The sequence below is a fragment of the Parabacteroides sp. 20_3 genome, assembly GCF_964238835.1.
Classification (GTDB): Bacteria; Bacteroidota; Bacteroidia; order Bacteroidales; family Tannerellaceae; genus Parabacteroides; species Parabacteroides distasonis.
In genome coordinates, this window is record NZ_CAXSNO010000002.1 from 732,865 (window position 1) to 749,442 (window position 16,578).

General features: G+C 45.1%; 13 protein-coding genes and 1 pseudogene. 5 read left to right on the forward strand and 9 right to left on the reverse strand.

Features of this window, described 5'->3' with window-relative positions; translation table 11 throughout:
* Window positions 1-14: 14 nt before the first annotated feature.
* Entirely contained in the window at window positions 15-149 is a 135-nt protein-coding gene (locus ACESPU_RS06790) for a hypothetical protein (protein WP_005858250.1), read from the forward strand.
* A gap of 60 nt (window positions 150-209) precedes the next feature.
* On the opposite strand, the gene ACESPU_RS06795 is transcribed toward ACESPU_RS06790, so the two are convergent.
* Window positions 210-2,516 carry a GH92 family glycosyl hydrolase gene (locus tag ACESPU_RS06795; RefSeq protein ID WP_158532886.1) on the reverse strand — a complete coding sequence of 769 codons (2,307 nt, stop codon included), beginning with the start codon at window positions 2,514-2,516 and terminating at the stop codon, window positions 210-212.
* Window positions 2,517-2,653: 137 nt separating this feature from the next.
* On the opposite strand from ACESPU_RS06795, the pseudogene ACESPU_RS06800 reads away from it, so the two are divergent.
* Window positions 2,654-3,103, forward strand: a pseudogene (locus ACESPU_RS06800) (arginase family protein); the annotation flags it as partial.
* Here the strand turns inward: ACESPU_RS06800 and ACESPU_RS06805 are convergent.
* Window positions 3,100-3,915, reverse strand: a complete 816-nt coding sequence (locus ACESPU_RS06805; protein ID WP_005866166.1) for an AraC family transcriptional regulator — start codon at window positions 3,913-3,915, stop codon at window positions 3,100-3,102. The pseudogene ACESPU_RS06800 and the gene ACESPU_RS06805 sit on opposite strands and share 4 nt — an antisense overlap.
* Window positions 3,916-4,078: 163 nt before the next feature.
* Here ACESPU_RS06805 and ACESPU_RS06810 point away from each other — a divergent pair, with 163 nt between their 5' ends.
* The gene (locus tag ACESPU_RS06810; RefSeq protein ID WP_122144162.1) at window positions 4,079-4,930 is read left to right on the forward strand and encodes an aldo/keto reductase; all 852 of its coding nucleotides are present in this window, start codon (window positions 4,079-4,081) and stop codon (window positions 4,928-4,930) included.
* Between the two features lie 78 nt (window positions 4,931-5,008).
* Here the strand turns inward: ACESPU_RS06810 and tatC are convergent, their stop codons facing one another.
* Both tatC and ACESPU_RS06820 read right to left on the reverse strand, forming a co-directional pair.
* Window positions 5,009-5,842, reverse strand: coding sequence for a twin-arginine translocase subunit TatC (gene tatC, locus ACESPU_RS06815; protein WP_122144163.1), 834 nt, complete (start codon window positions 5,840-5,842; stop codon window positions 5,009-5,011).
* A 6-nt stretch (window positions 5,843-5,848) separates the two neighbouring features.
* Window positions 5,849-6,043: a twin-arginine translocase TatA/TatE family subunit gene (locus ACESPU_RS06820; RefSeq protein WP_005858259.1), complete on the reverse strand. Its 195-nt coding sequence runs from the start codon at window positions 6,041-6,043 to the stop codon at window positions 5,849-5,851.
* A 139-nt stretch (window positions 6,044-6,182) separates the two neighbouring features.
* Here ACESPU_RS06820 and fabD point away from each other — a divergent pair, with 139 nt between their 5' ends.
* On the forward strand, window positions 6,183-7,064 hold the full coding sequence (gene fabD, locus ACESPU_RS06825; RefSeq protein WP_005866160.1) for an ACP S-malonyltransferase: 882 nt from the start codon (window positions 6,183-6,185) through the stop codon (window positions 7,062-7,064).
* Between the two features lie 168 nt (window positions 7,065-7,232).
* Window positions 7,233-8,039 carry an alpha/beta hydrolase gene (locus ACESPU_RS06830; RefSeq protein WP_048928368.1) on the forward strand — a complete coding sequence of 269 codons (807 nt, stop codon included), beginning with the start codon at window positions 7,233-7,235 and terminating at the stop codon, window positions 8,037-8,039.
* 10 nt (window positions 8,040-8,049) lie between these two features.
* Here ACESPU_RS06830 and ACESPU_RS06835 read toward each other — a convergent pair whose 3' ends face one another.
* The 5 genes from ACESPU_RS06835 to ACESPU_RS06855 form a co-directional block, all read right to left on the reverse strand.
* On the reverse strand, window positions 8,050-8,475 hold the full coding sequence (locus ACESPU_RS06835; protein WP_227154376.1) for a hypothetical protein: 426 nt from the start codon (window positions 8,473-8,475) through the stop codon (window positions 8,050-8,052).
* A 55-nt stretch (window positions 8,476-8,530) separates the two neighbouring features.
* Window positions 8,531-10,450, reverse strand: a complete 1,920-nt coding sequence (locus ACESPU_RS06840; protein WP_158532887.1) for a SusD/RagB family nutrient-binding outer membrane lipoprotein — start codon at window positions 10,448-10,450, stop codon at window positions 8,531-8,533.
* Window positions 10,451-10,491: 41 nt separating this feature from the next.
* Window positions 10,492-13,659 carry a SusC/RagA family TonB-linked outer membrane protein gene (locus tag ACESPU_RS06845; protein ID WP_158532888.1) on the reverse strand — a complete coding sequence of 1,056 codons (3,168 nt, stop codon included), beginning with the start codon at window positions 13,657-13,659 and terminating at the stop codon, window positions 10,492-10,494.
* A gap of 525 nt (window positions 13,660-14,184) precedes the next feature.
* Window positions 14,185-14,550 carry a hypothetical protein gene (locus ACESPU_RS06850; RefSeq protein ID WP_158532889.1) on the reverse strand — a complete coding sequence of 122 codons (366 nt, stop codon included), beginning with the start codon at window positions 14,548-14,550 and terminating at the stop codon, window positions 14,185-14,187.
* Window positions 14,551-14,626: 76 nt separating this feature from the next.
* Complete coding sequence (locus ACESPU_RS06855) at window positions 14,627-16,558, reverse strand: SusD/RagB family nutrient-binding outer membrane lipoprotein (protein WP_158532890.1); 1,932 nt, start codon at window positions 16,556-16,558, stop codon at window positions 14,627-14,629.
* Between the last annotated feature and the right edge of the window lie 20 nt (window positions 16,559-16,578).

Genomic DNA, 16,578 nt, shown 5'->3' on the forward strand with positions numbered 1-16,578 from the left:
TAAATAATAACATTATGGAAGAATACATCGATTCTATCATAAGAGTGGGAAAGATATTGATCGGAAGCATAATGGTCGTGTTCGTACTCTGGTACATCGTAAAGGATATTGTCAAGGCTTATGGGAAAGATTCGCATGAGCCGGATTAAAAAAAGTGCCGTGGCGATATGACCACGGCACTTCTCTTCATTATATCATAGAGAGCTATTTCATTCGTTCGTATACCATACCGGTCCCGGCTGGCTGCCCATGACGAACTCCAATGTCGCCCCGCTCATGATTTGCTCGTGGGTGATATAACTCTTATCATAAGGTTGTCCGTTCAGCTTCACGGATTGGATATAAATATTCTCCGCAGAGACCTCGGGAGCCAAAACCGTAAAGGTCTTGCCATTACCTACATGCATCTTCACTTCCGGGAACAACGGGGAGCCGATCTCATATTGGCTACTGATCGGATCAACCGGGTAGAATCCCATGGCGCTGAACACAAACCAAGCGGACATCTGCCCACAGTCCTCATTACCGCAAATACCGTCCGGGGCATTCAGATACAAGTCATGTAATACCTGAGCCACGTATTTCTGGGTCTTCCAAGGCTGGCCGACCTTATTATATAAGTAGATCACATGATGGCTCGGCTCGTTGCCATGCGCATACTGGCCGATCATACCTGTGCTGAAGATAGGCAATTCCTCATCCGATTTGGGGACATAGGTAAACATACTATCCAATTTCTCGGCGAAACGTTCCTTGCTTCCTACCAATCCGATCAAACCGTCCAAATCTTGCGGCACGGACCAGAAATATTGCCAACCATTGCTCTCGCAAATATCTTCCGTATAATCATCGGGGCTGAAATTAGCGGCAAAGTTTCCTTTCTCATCACGAGGCTGCATAAAGGAAGTTGCCGGATTGTACACATTATGATAGTTCTGTGAACGTTTAAAGAATTCGTCGGCGATCTCTTTCTTACCCATCTTCTCGGCCATCTTAGCGATGCAATAATCATCGTAGGCATACTCCAAGGTCTTCGATAAAGACCAGTTCTCCCATTTTTTCGGATCGCTATAAGCCGGTACGTAGCCCAACTTCTTATAATCGCCGATACCCCGATAGTCATCCCGGTTGGCTGTCGCTATACAAGCCTCCAGCGCTTTCTCGGCATTGAAATCACCGATACCTTTCAGATAAGCGTCTACGATAACGGGCACCGCATGATAACCGATCATCATATTCGTTTCCCAGCCATAAAGGTTCCATAAAGGCAAAGCCCCGTTCTGCTCATAGAACTTCAAGAAACCCTTGATCATATCATTCGCCCGTTCCGGCTCCGTATACGTAAACAACGGATGGGAGGCACGGTAGGTATCCCATAAAGAGAAAGTAGAGTAATTCGTCCATCCGTCCGCTTTATGGATTTGCTGATCCGGGCCGTAATAAGAACCATCCACGTCGCTATAGATCGTCGGGGCGATCATGGAATGATACAAGGCCGTATAGAATTTCACCATATCGTCCGTATTCCGGCTCTTCACCTCAATCTTGGAAAGCTGTCGGTTCCAATTCGCGCTAGCCTGCGCTTGATAGTAATCGAAATCATCCTTCGGGGCTTCCGCACGCAAATTCTTTCCCGCTCCCTCCATGCTGACACCAGAGATTCCGGTCGTGACAAGGATTTCCTCATCCTTCTTCGTATTGAAATCGAAACGGGCCACATAGGCCGTACCGATCCAACCTTTTTCCTTGGTCACGATAGAAGTCGTATCCATATGACAAGCCACGAAAGGCTTAGAGAAACGGGTCTCGAAATAAACATGCTGCAAGGGAGACCAGCCTTGGGATAGGCGGTATCCACGGATCGTCGTAGAGTCTACCACCTCGATCTTGGAATCCAAGGTAAAGTCCCAATTCATCGCCTTCTTCAAGTTCAAGAATACCGAAGCCTCGGCCTCCGGGAAGGTATACCGCTGGATACCGCAACGCTCGGTAGCCGTAAGCTCCACGTTAATGTTATAATCCTTCAGCAATACCCGGTAATATCCTGCGGAAGCCGCCTCGTCATTATGCGAGAACGTGGAATAGATTCCTAACGGCGCCGGGGCCTCTTTATAAGGACGGGTCACGGGCATAAAAGAGATATCGTATAAATCGCCTGCCCCCGTACCGGAAAGGTGCGTATGGCTAAAGCCGGCGATCGTCGTATCCGGATAGAAATACCCCGAGATGCGATCCCAACCCGGCAAACCGTTATCCGGGCTCAATTGTACCATACCAAAAGGGACTTGGGCTCCCGGGTAGGTATTGCCGGTAAAATCCGTACCGATCATGGGGTTCACATACTGCGAGTAATCCGCCTCCTGTTTCTTTTCAGGCGTGCAGGCCACGAGTGCCAGCAAAGAGACCGCCAATATAGACATGTGCTTCATGTTATGCAATTCGTTTTGAGTTTGAGCAAACATACATAAATTATTTCGAAAGAGAAACAGTTTACGGGGAAAACTTTCTATTTTCATCGGGGTGAAAATCTTTTTTCATTATGATGAGAATCTTTTTTCATCAAGGAGAAAATCTTTTTTCATCAAGACGAGAATTCGGTGGAATCCTTTAACTTTGTACAAAAACTACGATAACATGAAAAATAAAACATCAATACCACGCTATGACTCTTACAGCTTGTCTAGGAATGGGTGATGAGGAGATCATCCATCTATTACCCAGAACATTCAAGCCCTCAAATGCGTTGATCGTAGGTCTGCACTCATAGGACGAGGGTATGAAGGAACGGCAGAAAGAATTAGGTATAAAAGGTTTATCTCCGGAAGAAGTGGCGGCTGATAGCTCGCTTATCCTCGAATGGCTGAAAGGGACAGGTGCTTCCAAGGTTGTCATCCATTTCGATATGGATGTCATTGATCCAGCGGATATGATAGCCGGGGTCGGCATAGAACCGAACGGGATGAAAATAAACGAGGTAGTACGTGCCATCAATGACATTGCGTCCGAATACGATCTAGTAGGACTTACCGTCGCCGAACCTATGCCACGGATAGCGATTAAGCTTAGGAATATGTTGAGTCAATTACCACTGTTAAAAGCTTAAGCAATCAGATTGCCGTTCCGGTATTCTGATGGTGAGACTTTCAGCAATCGTTGCACGTAACGGCTGAAAAAAGACAAAGAAGAGAAATTCATATTGTCTGAGATTTCTTTCAATGTCAGGTTCTTGTCTGAAAGCAAGTGGGTAATCCGGGAGATGGTGAAACGGTCTATCCAGTAATTTGCTGTAAATCCGCTTGCTTTCTTACAAACTTCCGTAAGGTATTTAGGCGTAATGCAGAGCCGTGAAGCGTAATAGGATACTTCCCTGTGGTTTCGATAATCCCCCGCTTTTAGCAGATTTATAAATCGCTCCATCAACACGGCATTTTGTTCCGATACAGAGGGAGATTCATAAATTCGTGCATGGAAATCGTAAAGGTCGAGCACGAAAGTTTTAGCCAAACAACCGATTAGTTCGTCATGAAAACGATGCGTATGGTCCGTCAACCGCCTGCGGATAAGTTCAATATCTTCCATAAATATCCGCTGTTCTCGCTCTGTAAGCGACATGATCGGGTTACGGAGTAGTGTCAACTTTCCTATCACGTCATAATCATTTCGAGGGATATTCTTGAATGAAAAACTGTTCGAGATATAAAGTACCGTTACCTGAAAATCGTCGCTTATCTCTATCTTAGATATAAGTTCATTATGAGTAAATATAACGCAATCCCCTTTCCTCATCCGAAACCATTCGCCCGTCATCAGGAATGAAGCTTCACCCTCACGACAAAGCGCATGTGTACAATACCGGTCAAAACTCCCGGAAATCATATCATCGAGGTTGTCAGCAAATAGGATATCCGTATTCATAATCAGCTCTCTTGTTTACAGAGTAAAGATACAGAAAAACACGATATAAAAATAAAATCGAGACTCAACAACCGAAAAAAATGAAAATAGCACCGACTTTTATTTATCGTCATATCCGCTTATCAGACATAACTTTGCGACCACAATTTAAAATAACATTACGATGAACAAAACAGTAAAATTGAACAACGGCGTAGAAATGCCGATCTTGGGTTATGGTGTATATCAAATAGCCCCCGAGGAATGTGAACGTTGCGTATTGGATGCTATCAGCGTAGGCTATCGCTCCATCGACACGGCACAAGCGTACTATAACGAGGAAGGTGTAGGCAAAGCCATAAGTAAATGTGGCGTACCTCGCGATGAATTGTTCATCACCACAAAAATATGGGTGACCAACGCCGGAGAGGAGAAGGCGAAAGCCTCTATCAATGAGTCTCTGCGCAATTTACAGACCGAATATGTTGATCTTCTGCTCATTCACCAGCCTTTTGGCGACTATTATGGAACATACCGTGCCATGGAAGAGGCTTACCGTGCAGGAAAAGCCCGGGCCATCGGCGTAAGTAACTTTTACCCGGACCGTTTTATCGACCTAGCGGAACATGTAAAAATAAAACCCGCAGTGAATCAAGTGGAAACACACGTCTTCAATCAGCAAGTGAAAGCAGAGGAAATCATGCGGGAATATGGTACACAAATCATGTCATGGGCCTCTTTCGCAGAAGGGCGCAATAACTTTTTCACGAACGGGATATTGACGGGAATCGGACAGAAATATAATAAATCCGTGGCGCAAGTCGCCTTGCGCTTCCTCATCCAACGCAACATAGTCGTTATCCCCAAATCCACGCATAAAGAACGGATGGCAGAGAACTTCGACGTATTCAGTTTTGAACTTTCGGAACAGGACATGAATGAAATCGCGAAGTTAGACAAAGCCCAAAGCCTGTTTTTCTCACATTATGATCCGGAATTGGTACGGTTCATATTGAGCCTAGAGAAAAACAGATAAGCAAGGCCTACACAAAAAGAGGCGTAATCCGTTATGGATCACGCCTCTTTTATATTACATTATTATAACTTTCGGGATTTATTCCTCATTATTATCTTCCTCATCCTCATTCTCCTCGTCTTCTTCCTTTGGGGCTTTCTTCACGAAGAACGCACTCAACTCATACAAACCGTAGAGCGGTAAGAATACGATACTTAACGTAAACGGATCACTACTTGGAGTGATGAACGCCGCACCAACTAACAAGCCGACAACAGCATGCCGTCTGTATTTATGAAAGAACGAGCGGTTTAGCAACCCTATCTGAGATAATAGCCAAGATACCAATGGCATCTCAAATACGATTCCCATCATGAATATCAACATCAAGAAGTTATCCATGTAAGAATCAAGGGATACCTGTTCCGTAATGGCGGCACTCAACTCGTAAGTCGCCAAGAAACGTAGTGTCATCGGGAACACCAAGAAATAACCCACTGAGCATCCGATAAAGAACATTATCGTTCCGAACAAGAATACCCAACGTACATTTTTCTTCTCATTCTCGTAGAGAGCCGGACTTACGAACTTCCAGATCTCCCACATCAAATAGGGGAAAGTCAATAATAACGCCAGCCAGAAAGAACTTGTCATATGCGTGAAGAACTGGGAAGCCAGTTTGATATTGACAATGTTCACATGGAACGTATCATTACAAAAGTCCGGGAGAAAAGAAAAATGAGAACTAATCTTACACATTTCCCGATAGACGATGAAATCGGAGCTACACGGGGCCATCACGACATTATCGAACAGCCACGGCATTACCGAGAACCCGGCTATAGCAAAAACAAAGAGCGCTAAAACAGAACGAAATAAAGTCCAACGAAGTTCTTCTAGGTGATCCCAGAATGACATTTCTTCTTGTTGCATCTTCCTTTACTTCTTTTCCGTATCGTCTAATTTGATATCGTCTTCCAAACCTTTTACACCGTCCTTGAAATTCTTCACACCCTTACCGATACCTTTCATCAGCTCAGGAATTTTCTTACCACCGAAAAGTAACAACACAACAATGGCGATGATCACGATCTCGCCAGTACCTAAGTTTCCTAAAAATAGTAATTCATTCATGATATTATAATATTAGTCATTAATATTCTCGTTTCTATGGGGGCAAAGATACAATTTGTAATGAATAGTAGCCTCATTATTCCAAATTTATTACCTTTGCACCGTCTTAAAAAACTGAAATTAGAAAAAAATTAGAAAGATGAAAGCGTACGTATTTCCCGGTCAGGGGGCACAGTTCGTAGGTATGGGCAAAGACCTCTACGATAATAATCCTCTTGCTAAAGAGATGTTTGAGAAGGCTAACGAGATCCTTGGTTTCCGTATCACGGATTTAATGTTTGCCGGAACAGACGAGGATCTGAGACAAACCAAGGTTACTCAACCAGCGATCTTCTTACACTCTGTCATTCTCGCGAAAACATTAGGTGATCAATTCCAGCCGGATATGACCGCAGGTCACTCATTAGGAGAATTCTCTGCCTTGGTAGCTGCCGGAGCATTGTCTTTCGAGGACGGCTTGGTATTAGTTTCCAAACGTGCCATGGCTATGCAAAAGGCTTGCGAGGCAACTCCCTCTACAATGGCCGCCGTATTAGCCTTGCCGGACGCGACGGTTGAGGAAATTTGCGCAAGCATCAAGGACGAGGTAGTGGTTTGCGCTAACTATAATTGCCCGGGCCAATTGGTAATCTCCGGTTCTATCCCCGGTATCGATCAGGCTTGCGAGAAGTTATTGGCCGCAGGTGCTAAGCGTGCCTTGAAGTTGAAAGTAGGTGGAGCGTTCCATTCTCCATTGATGGAACCGGCTCGTACGGAGTTGGCTGCCGCTATCGAGGCTACGACGATCAATAAACCTTCTTGCCCGGTTTACCAGAACGTAAGCACGAAAGCCGAGACTTGCCCGGAAACAATTAAGGCTAACTTGATCGCACAGTTAACCGCCCCGGTACGTTGGACCCAAAGCGTACAAAACATGATTGCCGACGGTGCCACTCATTTCATCGAGTTAGGCCCGGGTGCCGTTCTTCAGGGATTGGTTAAAAAGATCAATAAGGAAATGACTACGGAAGGTATGCAATAATTTACCTTTCAATGTAATAGGATAAAAGTCCGAAAAGGATGGAGGGTGATTTCCCTCGTCTTTTCCGGACTTTTTTATATACGATGATGATTCGAAAAGATCTTGAATGCTAAACTAATCAAAGGCCAACGTTGTTTTATACTATAAACACAATTCAGAATATAGAAAATGGAAACAGTACAACAGAAAAATAGGATTATCCTACTTTGGCCGGATGGAGCGCCCACTAGTAATGGATTGGCCGGCGTAGAATTGGAAGATGCCCCGAATGCCATATCCAATATATCGAATCCTTCCCTATTGGTTTATCCGGCGACGAAGCCGAATGGCAAGGCGATCTTGATGTGTCCGGGTGGCGGACTTTCCAAGATTTCGATCGGACATGAGGGGCGTGATATGGCCGCATGGTTTAATGCGCAAGGTATTACTTATGCCGTATTGAAATACCGGATGCCGAACGGACATAGGGAAGTCCCTCTGGACGATGTTCGCCAAGGTCTCCGCATCCTCCGTAATTACTCGGAAGAGTGGAAGATTACGAAGGTCGGTGTCATGGGTGCCTCCATTGGCGGTTATATCGCCGGGCATGCCGCAATATTCGGGGTAGACGACGCACGTCCGGATTTCCAAATACTCCTTTATCCGGTTATCAGTATGCTACCTCATTTAACGCACCTTAAATCGAGGGAACGGCTATTAGGAGCGAATCCCACGCATGAGGAAGAGGAAGCTTTCTCTTTGGAATTGCACGTAAACTCACTGACGCCTCCCGCCTTTATAGCGTTGGCTTCGGATGACGAGGCGATTAGCCCGGAGAATAGCGTGCTTTATTATCTCGCTTTGCTAAAGAACAAGGTGTCCGCCTCCTTGCATATTTACCCAAAAGGCGGCCATAGTTTTGGGTTCAGGGACAGCTTTATCTTTAAGCATTTATGGACTGAGGAATTGGAGAAATGGTTAAGTATGATCGAATAAGAGACTCGGGTTAAAACCCGAAGTCTCCATGACCCTCGTCCGCTGTCTCCTCCTCCGTTCCTTTTATATAAATAAAGTCATCTCCCTTGCGAATGCAAGAAGAGGCCGATATTTTCTCACCCCAACGTTTCAAGTTTTTTTGATCTTTCACGTAAATTAAGGCTTGAAAATAATCGGTCTTCCTTTCTCCCACGAACCAGACTCCCGTGAACGGGCAATCTTCCAGCAATTCAGCCAAAGACGTACTGGCGTTTGAGACAGAGATTGGGCCTCGCAAATATTTCACCGCACCCGAATAAGGGGAACGAATCCCAAGTATCTCCGGGATTTGAGGAGCCTCCTTACCATCCATCGGTAAATAAAGACGGATCAATTCGTCTACCGCATCCTTAGCGGCCGAGGAACCGGAAGGGATATCCATAAAAAACGGTGCCACACAAGTAAATGCGTGACACCGAAAAAGTATATATAAAACAGACCAAGTAGGTTCGCTATTTAGCGTTCCACCAAAGTGGAGTAGTCGTCAAGTCCGGGCCGCCCAAAAGCTGGAGAGCTTGCGCATAACCCGCTTGATTATTCGTTTGGATATTCGCCGGATAACGATAACGTTTCGGGTAGAAATCCCAACGGCATTCCTTAGAGGTAGCGACCGTCAAAGGAACTTGATTCAATGGGTTGTAATCCTTCTCTACCGCTTGGTTCTCGAAGAAAGGAAGACCTAAACGACGATGATCGCTCCAAGCCTCTTCCGGCAACCAAGGAACTTGCGCTATATATTTCTGGGTGATAATCTTCGTCAGAGCGTCATTATTATAAGCGCCATTCCGGTAGATCGAGTTATGAGGATATTCATACGTACGGCTTTTTACCTCCTTCGTATATGGGTCCGTATAACGGATCGTATACGATTTCGCCTCTGTCGTATGGTCGAAAGCGACGGAAGTACCTACACGGTTGTATTTCTGAGACGATAGATAATCGCCGACTTGGCTCAATAAGCCATGATACTCAAAACTAGCCGTAACACCAGACTCATAATTGGATTTAGCCGTTCCCGGAACTTTCCAGCCTTTCACCGCAGCCTCCGCCAATAAGAAGTAACTTTCCCACGGGCCGAAGAAGACACGCTTATTGGTACTCATTCGATATTGTTTCGACATAGAGGGATAATTATAATTCTTACCTGTCAGCTCACTTACCAGACCGGCTTTCACGTCCCATTCTCCGGCGACCCAAGTGCCCCACGTATATTTCGGATCGATTGTCAACATATTCTGGGTATTATCCGCCGGATTCTTCAAGTGAACCGGCTTCACCTCGCTGGCCGCACCGATATAATCGGAATAAACCACGCCATCATCCCAGCCTACTACACTAAACAACTTCGGGGCACGGGGATCTACATATTGAGGTATACCGTCGAAATAGAAACCGGCGCACGGATCATTCGTTGTCAGCGGGAAGTGCTGGTTCAAATACAAACCTTGATAATCGTATGGATTCTTCAAATGGCTTTTTAAGGAGTCCGGCAACGGAAATTCCTGTCCACCCAAACCAACTACCAAGTTCTTAAACGTCACGGACATTGCCTGCCCGTTCCAAGGACGAGACATCACGCTCGTCAGCTCATCCCAACCCTCTTTCTCCTGCACGGAAGCGATATCGGTTGGCTCGGAAATAAATGTCTTAGAGGCGGCATCCTCAAATTCCGCTTTTGCTAAGGCAGGATCGACAGCCGAGATACGCATCGCCAAACGCATACGCAAGGAGTTGGCGTACTTCTTCCATTTCGCAACATTTCCCGCATAGAAAGCATCCTCGTTAGCCATAGCGGACATATCCAAGGAGGGGTCTAACGCAGACTCAGCTTCCCGTAACTCTTTCAATATAAATTGATAGATAGCCTCTACACTATCGTACTCAGCCGGTACACCGGAGAAAGCGGCCAACGCAGGGATCGGCCCGAAACCGTCAGCTACTTCCGAGTTCAAATAAGCACGCCAGATACGGGACATCTGGATCACGTTCTTATAATAAGGATAGGTATCCGCCTCGCCATTGGCAACCATCTGCTCTCCTAACTGGATCGCTTTGGTCACTTGGTTCAGCCAACCCACGGCGTAATCGTTACTCAAGTAGGTAGTACTATAATCATTGTTATCCGTACCGATCGTAAAACCACTTCCCCTATTGAAACGGGAAGCACGGTCCCAGTACAAGATAAAGATACGCTCGGCTATCTCTGGGTTCATCTGGTCTCCCATGATAGAGGCATTCAGGAACCATTGGGGCTTCACCTTATCCTCTCCCACAAGATTCGGGTCCTCATTGATCTCCTGAAAGTCATTACAGGAAGAAAGAAGAGCGGCCACCGATACCAGTCCGGTAAAAAGTATATTTCTTGTTTTCATCTTCATCATTTTTATCGTAATTCAAATTATCATGTATTCCATTAGAATCCCACGGTTACATTAAACGTATAGGAACGGCTGGTCGGCGCGGCTCCATTCTCGAATCCGGTAGCGTTGGTATTCGTGGCGGCAACGGACTCGGGGTCGATACCCGGCAAGTTATAATGGATCATCCAAACATTGTTACAAGTAGCGGATAGACGTACACGCTGGAAAGGCGTTTTCTTCAACATCTGTCGATTGAACTCGTAGCCAAAGGTGATATTACGCAAACGGACATTGGTGGCGCTATAGGTATAAACCTCTGGTAAACCATAATTTCCGGTAGACCCAATACGTTCCCAATAGTTCTGGGGAGTGACGGCGACCGTATTCTCCGCATAACCACTGCCCTGTTGAACCACGGTATTCGGTACCACGAATTCGGCACGATCACCATTCACCACTGTTCCGGCGGCGTTACCCCGGGTATACAGGTTGGAGGCTGTCGCCGAATAGATGCTACCACCGATACGGAAGTCTATTAAGAAGCTCAGGTTAAAACCTTTATAAGAGAAATTATTGGTCCAACCCATCATCCAATCCGGACTCTGGTTTCCTACTTTCGACTTCTCGGTAGAGATCAAAGGCAAACCGTCATCACCTACGACGATCTTTCCATAGTGAGGACTATTCTCATCGGTCACACGCATAAAGGTCTGCCCGTAGATCTCACCATAATAACCACCTACCGGAGCTACGATCTGGATAGCGTCGAACGTCTTTATATCATATAGATTCACGCCCTCGTATAATTCTTTGATCTTATTCCGGTTCAAGGAGAACTGCGCCGTAGAGCTCCAGCTCAATCCGGCGGGATTGTCTAGAATCGTACCGTTCAAGGAGATCTCCAAACCCTCGTTCTGAATGTTACCTGCGTTAATCTTACGGGAAGCATAGCCGGAGAACGGGTCCATCGGTAAATCCAGTAACTGGCGGGTAGCGTTGGACTTATACCAAGCGGCATCCAAGCCCAATCGGTTATTGAAGAAACGGATATCGAAACCGGCCTCCCATGATTTAATCAACTCGCTACGTACGTCCGAGTCGTAAAGTACCTTACCCGGTTTCGCCGTCGTATTCCCGTTGGGGTCCTTGCCTACAGAGTAGAAGTTATATAATTGATACGGATCCAAGTCGTTACCTACCTCAGCGAAGGAGGCACGTACCTTAGCGAAAGAGAACCAATCCGGCATGCTTCCGCCAATCTTCGGCAACATATCTGAGATCACAAGCGATAAACTGACAGATGGATAGAAATAAGAGCGGTTGGCTTTCGACATCGTAGACGACCAATCGTTACGTGCCGTAACATCCAAGAACAGATAACCATCCCAGTTCAACTGCAACGACCCGTACAAGGAATTCATACGACGGCGGATCAACTCGGAAGTGACTGTTGGCTTATTCACGCCATTATTCAGCGAGAACAAGTTCGGCACCAACAACTCTCCGGCAGAAGCGTTCATCTTATTACGCTGCTGGAGCATCAAGTTACCACCGAAAGTAACGAAACCTCCCAGCCGATCGATCAAATTATCCTTCCGGGCCGTAGCCAAGAAACTGAAGTTATTCTCATAGAAGGTCTCCGATCCCTCGGTATACAGACCTCTCGGACTGGTATTACCACCGGCATATACTTTCTCGCTCTTCGTCGTGGTATAATAATCCGTACCACCTCTCAACTCAATATCGAACCAATCGGTCGGGGCATATTTCAAGGAGATATTTCCTAACAAACGGTTACGGGTATCCTCGTTCTGGCGATAACGGGTCACCCAATAAGGGTTCTCCTGCGGATTCTTGGAGGCGTCATACCAAATCATATTGCCTTGCTCATCCACGTCATCCTCAAATTCGCGGATATTCAAGGAACGAGGCAGGTTATAGATCGTATTGAAAGCGTTCGAGGGATTCACGCCCTGAATCGGGCGGTTATGTGCGTTTTGATTGATATAATTCACCTTGGCATCTACTTTCCACTTTTCCGCCTCATCTAGGAAAGTAGTGGCACGCAAGGTAATATTCGTCTTGTTTAGTTTTGAGCGTGGGGTGATGCTAGCATCGTCGGAACGGTTTACGGAGGCGAATACCGCCGTACCCTTTATGTTCTGCTGGAAGCTGACACCCTCGTTAAAGGAGGTTCCAGTGCGGAAAAAAGCGTCGATATTATCATAAGTATGCAGAGGGATTTGGTTGCCTCTCCAATCGGTTACCATTTGTCCCATGGCTTTCGGTCCCCAGCTAAGGCGGGATTGGTTATCGTAAACGCCCACGGAGCCTTGTCCGAAGTCGTTCTGTAAATCAGGTTTCAGGAAAATCGTCTCGGCGGTGATACCGGCGTTGATCGTAATACCGAGTCCCTCGTTCTTACGTCCGGACTTGGTAGTGATCAAGATCACGCCGTTACCGGCACGTGAGCCATAAAGGGCGGCGGCGGAAGCACCCTTCAATACCGTCATGGACTCGATATCTTCCGGGTTGATATCCGAAAGGCCGTTACCCATGTCCGCTCCGGAGTTACCCCATACATCATCCACACCACCGGTGAAGTTATCCATCGGGGTACCGTCTACGACGATTAAGGGCTGGTTGCTACCCGTCAAGGAGTTGTTACCACGAAGTACGATCTTAGAAGACCCTCCTACGCCATTGCTTGAACGAACGATCTGCAAACCGGAAACCTTACCGGAAAGGGAGTTCGCCAAGTTCGGCTCACGGGAGGCCAAGAGGTCATCCCCTTTCAACTCCTGCATGGCATAACCCAAGGCTTTCTTATCCCGTTTCATACCCAAGGCAGTCACCACCACCTCATCGAGTTTCTGGGTATCTTCCACGAGTTTAACCGTAATCTCGGACTGGCCGGTATATGGGATGTCTTGCGAGGTATAACCGATAAACGATATCTGTATGATATCCCCTTTCTTCACGTTATCCAAAGTAAAATGCCCGTCCAAGTCGGTCATAGTACCATTGGTAGTTCCTTTCACGATTACGGACGCCCCGGTAACGGGTCCTAAGGCATCCTCAACTATTCCCGACACCTTTGCGTTTTGCTGGGAAATGTCAACCTTCGGAATCCCGGGCATAGGCGTGGCGTATAAGTTTCCCGAGAACCCAAGCGCCCCTACCAACAGGATTAAGCTGACTGGTCTGAATCTTTTCAACATAACTACTGTTTTTTGTTTATTTTGATAGACAATGTTTTAGTTTTTGCGTCAACGAATGTCATTTATCCTGTATAAACATAAAAAGGGCAGATATGTTTTGAGTTTAACATATACAAGAGGTAACTGGTGAGGATACCGCAACTACTCTCTCCTTACAGACAAAACGAATAAGAGTTATCCTCACTAACATTCATAAAAAATTGATTTACAGAAACTTTCACCAAAGGATAACCAAACCGTAAAAGAGGCAGGAAGCCGTTAGTTATTCACTTCCCAAGCCGTTAGTTATTCACTAGGGGTAGCCGTAAGCTTACGACTCGACAAGCCGTTAGTTATTCACTTCAGAAGCCCCTAAAAGCTCCGGTTTACCATACAAACCATCACTACAAAAAAAGAAGGCATACCGACATTTACATCGATACGCCCTTTTCCTCGTAAGAATATTTATTCTCTATGATTTCCGAATCAGTTACAATACAAAGTTGTCAAAAGACAAGAAGTAGATATCTTTATTTTATATAAAGTCTAATAAGCATGAATAGTAATCGTCAGCACATCACCATTCTTGTCTGTGACACAAAAAACAGCCGAGTCCCCTTTACTTGCACCCTGTGTCCAAATTAACGCAAAACGTCCAGACCCACCGGGATTAAATTGAATATAGTCACTACCACTTATTTTTTGCCACAAGAAATCTCTAGTAGAAGGTTGAGTAAAACGAATTTCCACTGATTTCCCAGCTTCAATACCAATTGAAGTACTAGTTCTAGGTTCTCCATCCGCAAAAAGCGCTAGATTACCACTGTCTTTTACATAATAACCATCTATTTGGGCATTGCAAAAAACACTAATTGTTCCAAATAAAAACAATACCATTAATAACTTTCTCATAATCAGACAATTTATTAAGTTAACAAAAATAGCCCAAGGTGGAAGCATAATCCTTCACCTTGAGCTTTCATATAAATCAATGTTTAGCCCACCATAGCGGAGTAGAAATTAAATCAGCTCCACCCAATAGCTCAACAGCTTTCATATAACTATCCTTACTATTGATTTCCATATTCGCTGGATAGCGCAGACGTTCTTGATAGAATTCCCACTTACATTCCTTACAGTTAGCACGAGTAAGAGGCAACTCGTTACTAGAAACGTTATAATCTATCTCAACAGCTTGATTCTCAAAGAAAGGCAAACCTAAACGACGATGATCAGACCATGCCTCTAAAGGTAACCAAGGAACCTGTGCCAAGTATTTTTGCGAGATTATCTTTGTCAGCTTATCATTATTGACCGTACCATTCTTATAAATAGAATTTTTCGGATAAGTATAAGTAGTAGTCTTTTTCTCACCAGTATAACCATCTACATATTCAGCCGTATAAGACTTTGCTTCCGCCGTATGATCAAAAGCGACAGAAGTACCTACACGGTTATATTCCGTAGAACTCAAATAATCATTTAAGAACTCAGATACACCGTGATATTCAAAGCTAGCTGCTATACCAGCCTCATAATGAGATTTCGCACTACCAGACACGTTCCAACCATACAACGCAGCTTCAGCCAATAAGAACTCCGTCTCCCACGGCCCAAACCATACACGCTTATTCGTACTTTCACGATATATCTTGGATAAAGAAGGATAAGTCTTACTTGCTCCTGTCAATTCGCTGGTTAGCGCTGAGTATTTATCCCATTTTCCAGCAACCCAAGTATTCCAAGTATATTTCACGTTCAACTCCAAATATGTCTTATTGTTATCCTCAACATTTCCAGTAGCAGGATCCGCTAAACGAGCCTTATCAGCCAAACCGATATTAGAGAAATAAACAGCACCATCATCATATCCCGGAATATGAAACAACTTAGTAGCACGAGGATCAATCTTTGAAGGAAGAGCATCAAAGAAATAGCCTGCAGCCGGATCATTCGTAGAAACCGGTAAGTGTTTTTCTAATCGAAGGCCTAGATAATTACGAGCATCTTTCAATACCACATCCTCTTTTATCGCCGCAGGAACTTGGAAATCGATTCCTCCTAGGCCAATCATCATATTATTAATGGTGACCGAAATGGGTTGGGCATTCCAAGGACGAGACATCACACCATCAAGATCAGTCCAACCGCCTTTTTCTTGCACCTGAGCAATTTCATCTTGCGTAGTAATAAAATTATTCGTCGAAGCGGCATCCTCAAAAGCAGCCTTTGCTTTAGCTTGATCTACAGCAGATAAACGCATAGCGTAGCGCAAGCGTAATGAGTTCGCATACTTTATCCATTTAGAGGCATCACCATCATAGAAAGCATCCGTTTTCTCTGATGTAATAGCGCTCATATCCGCATTTACATCTATCTTGCCAGCGGCATCTTTCAATTCAGAAATAATAAAATCATAAATATCTTCTATACTCTTATATTCTACGATACCATCAAAAGCGTTTGCCGGAGGCACAGGACCAAAGTTATCAGCCAATTCAGAGATGACATAAGCCCGCCAAATACGAGACATCTGTAGCAAATTGTTCTCATAAGGATACTCCGGATTGGCGGCACGTTCCGTACCAATTTTCACGGCCATATTAACATTGTTCAGCCATCCCACTCCATAATCAACGCCAAAGTAGTCCGTATTATAATCATTATAATTCGCACCTGTAGCTAAACCACTACGACGTTCAAAACGAGCCGCACTTTTCCATTGATACACGAACACACGCTCTGCGATATGCGGGTTCTGCTGTGCCCCCATGATTGATTTATTCAGTAGATAAGATACTTTGATCGCACTTTCATCTACGGCATTCGGGTCTTTATTTATTTCCTCAAAGTCGTTACATGCAGTAAATAAAACGGCTAATGAAGCTAACCCTATTATTGTTCTTTTTAATGTTTTCATACTTAAAATCATCTTTCTTA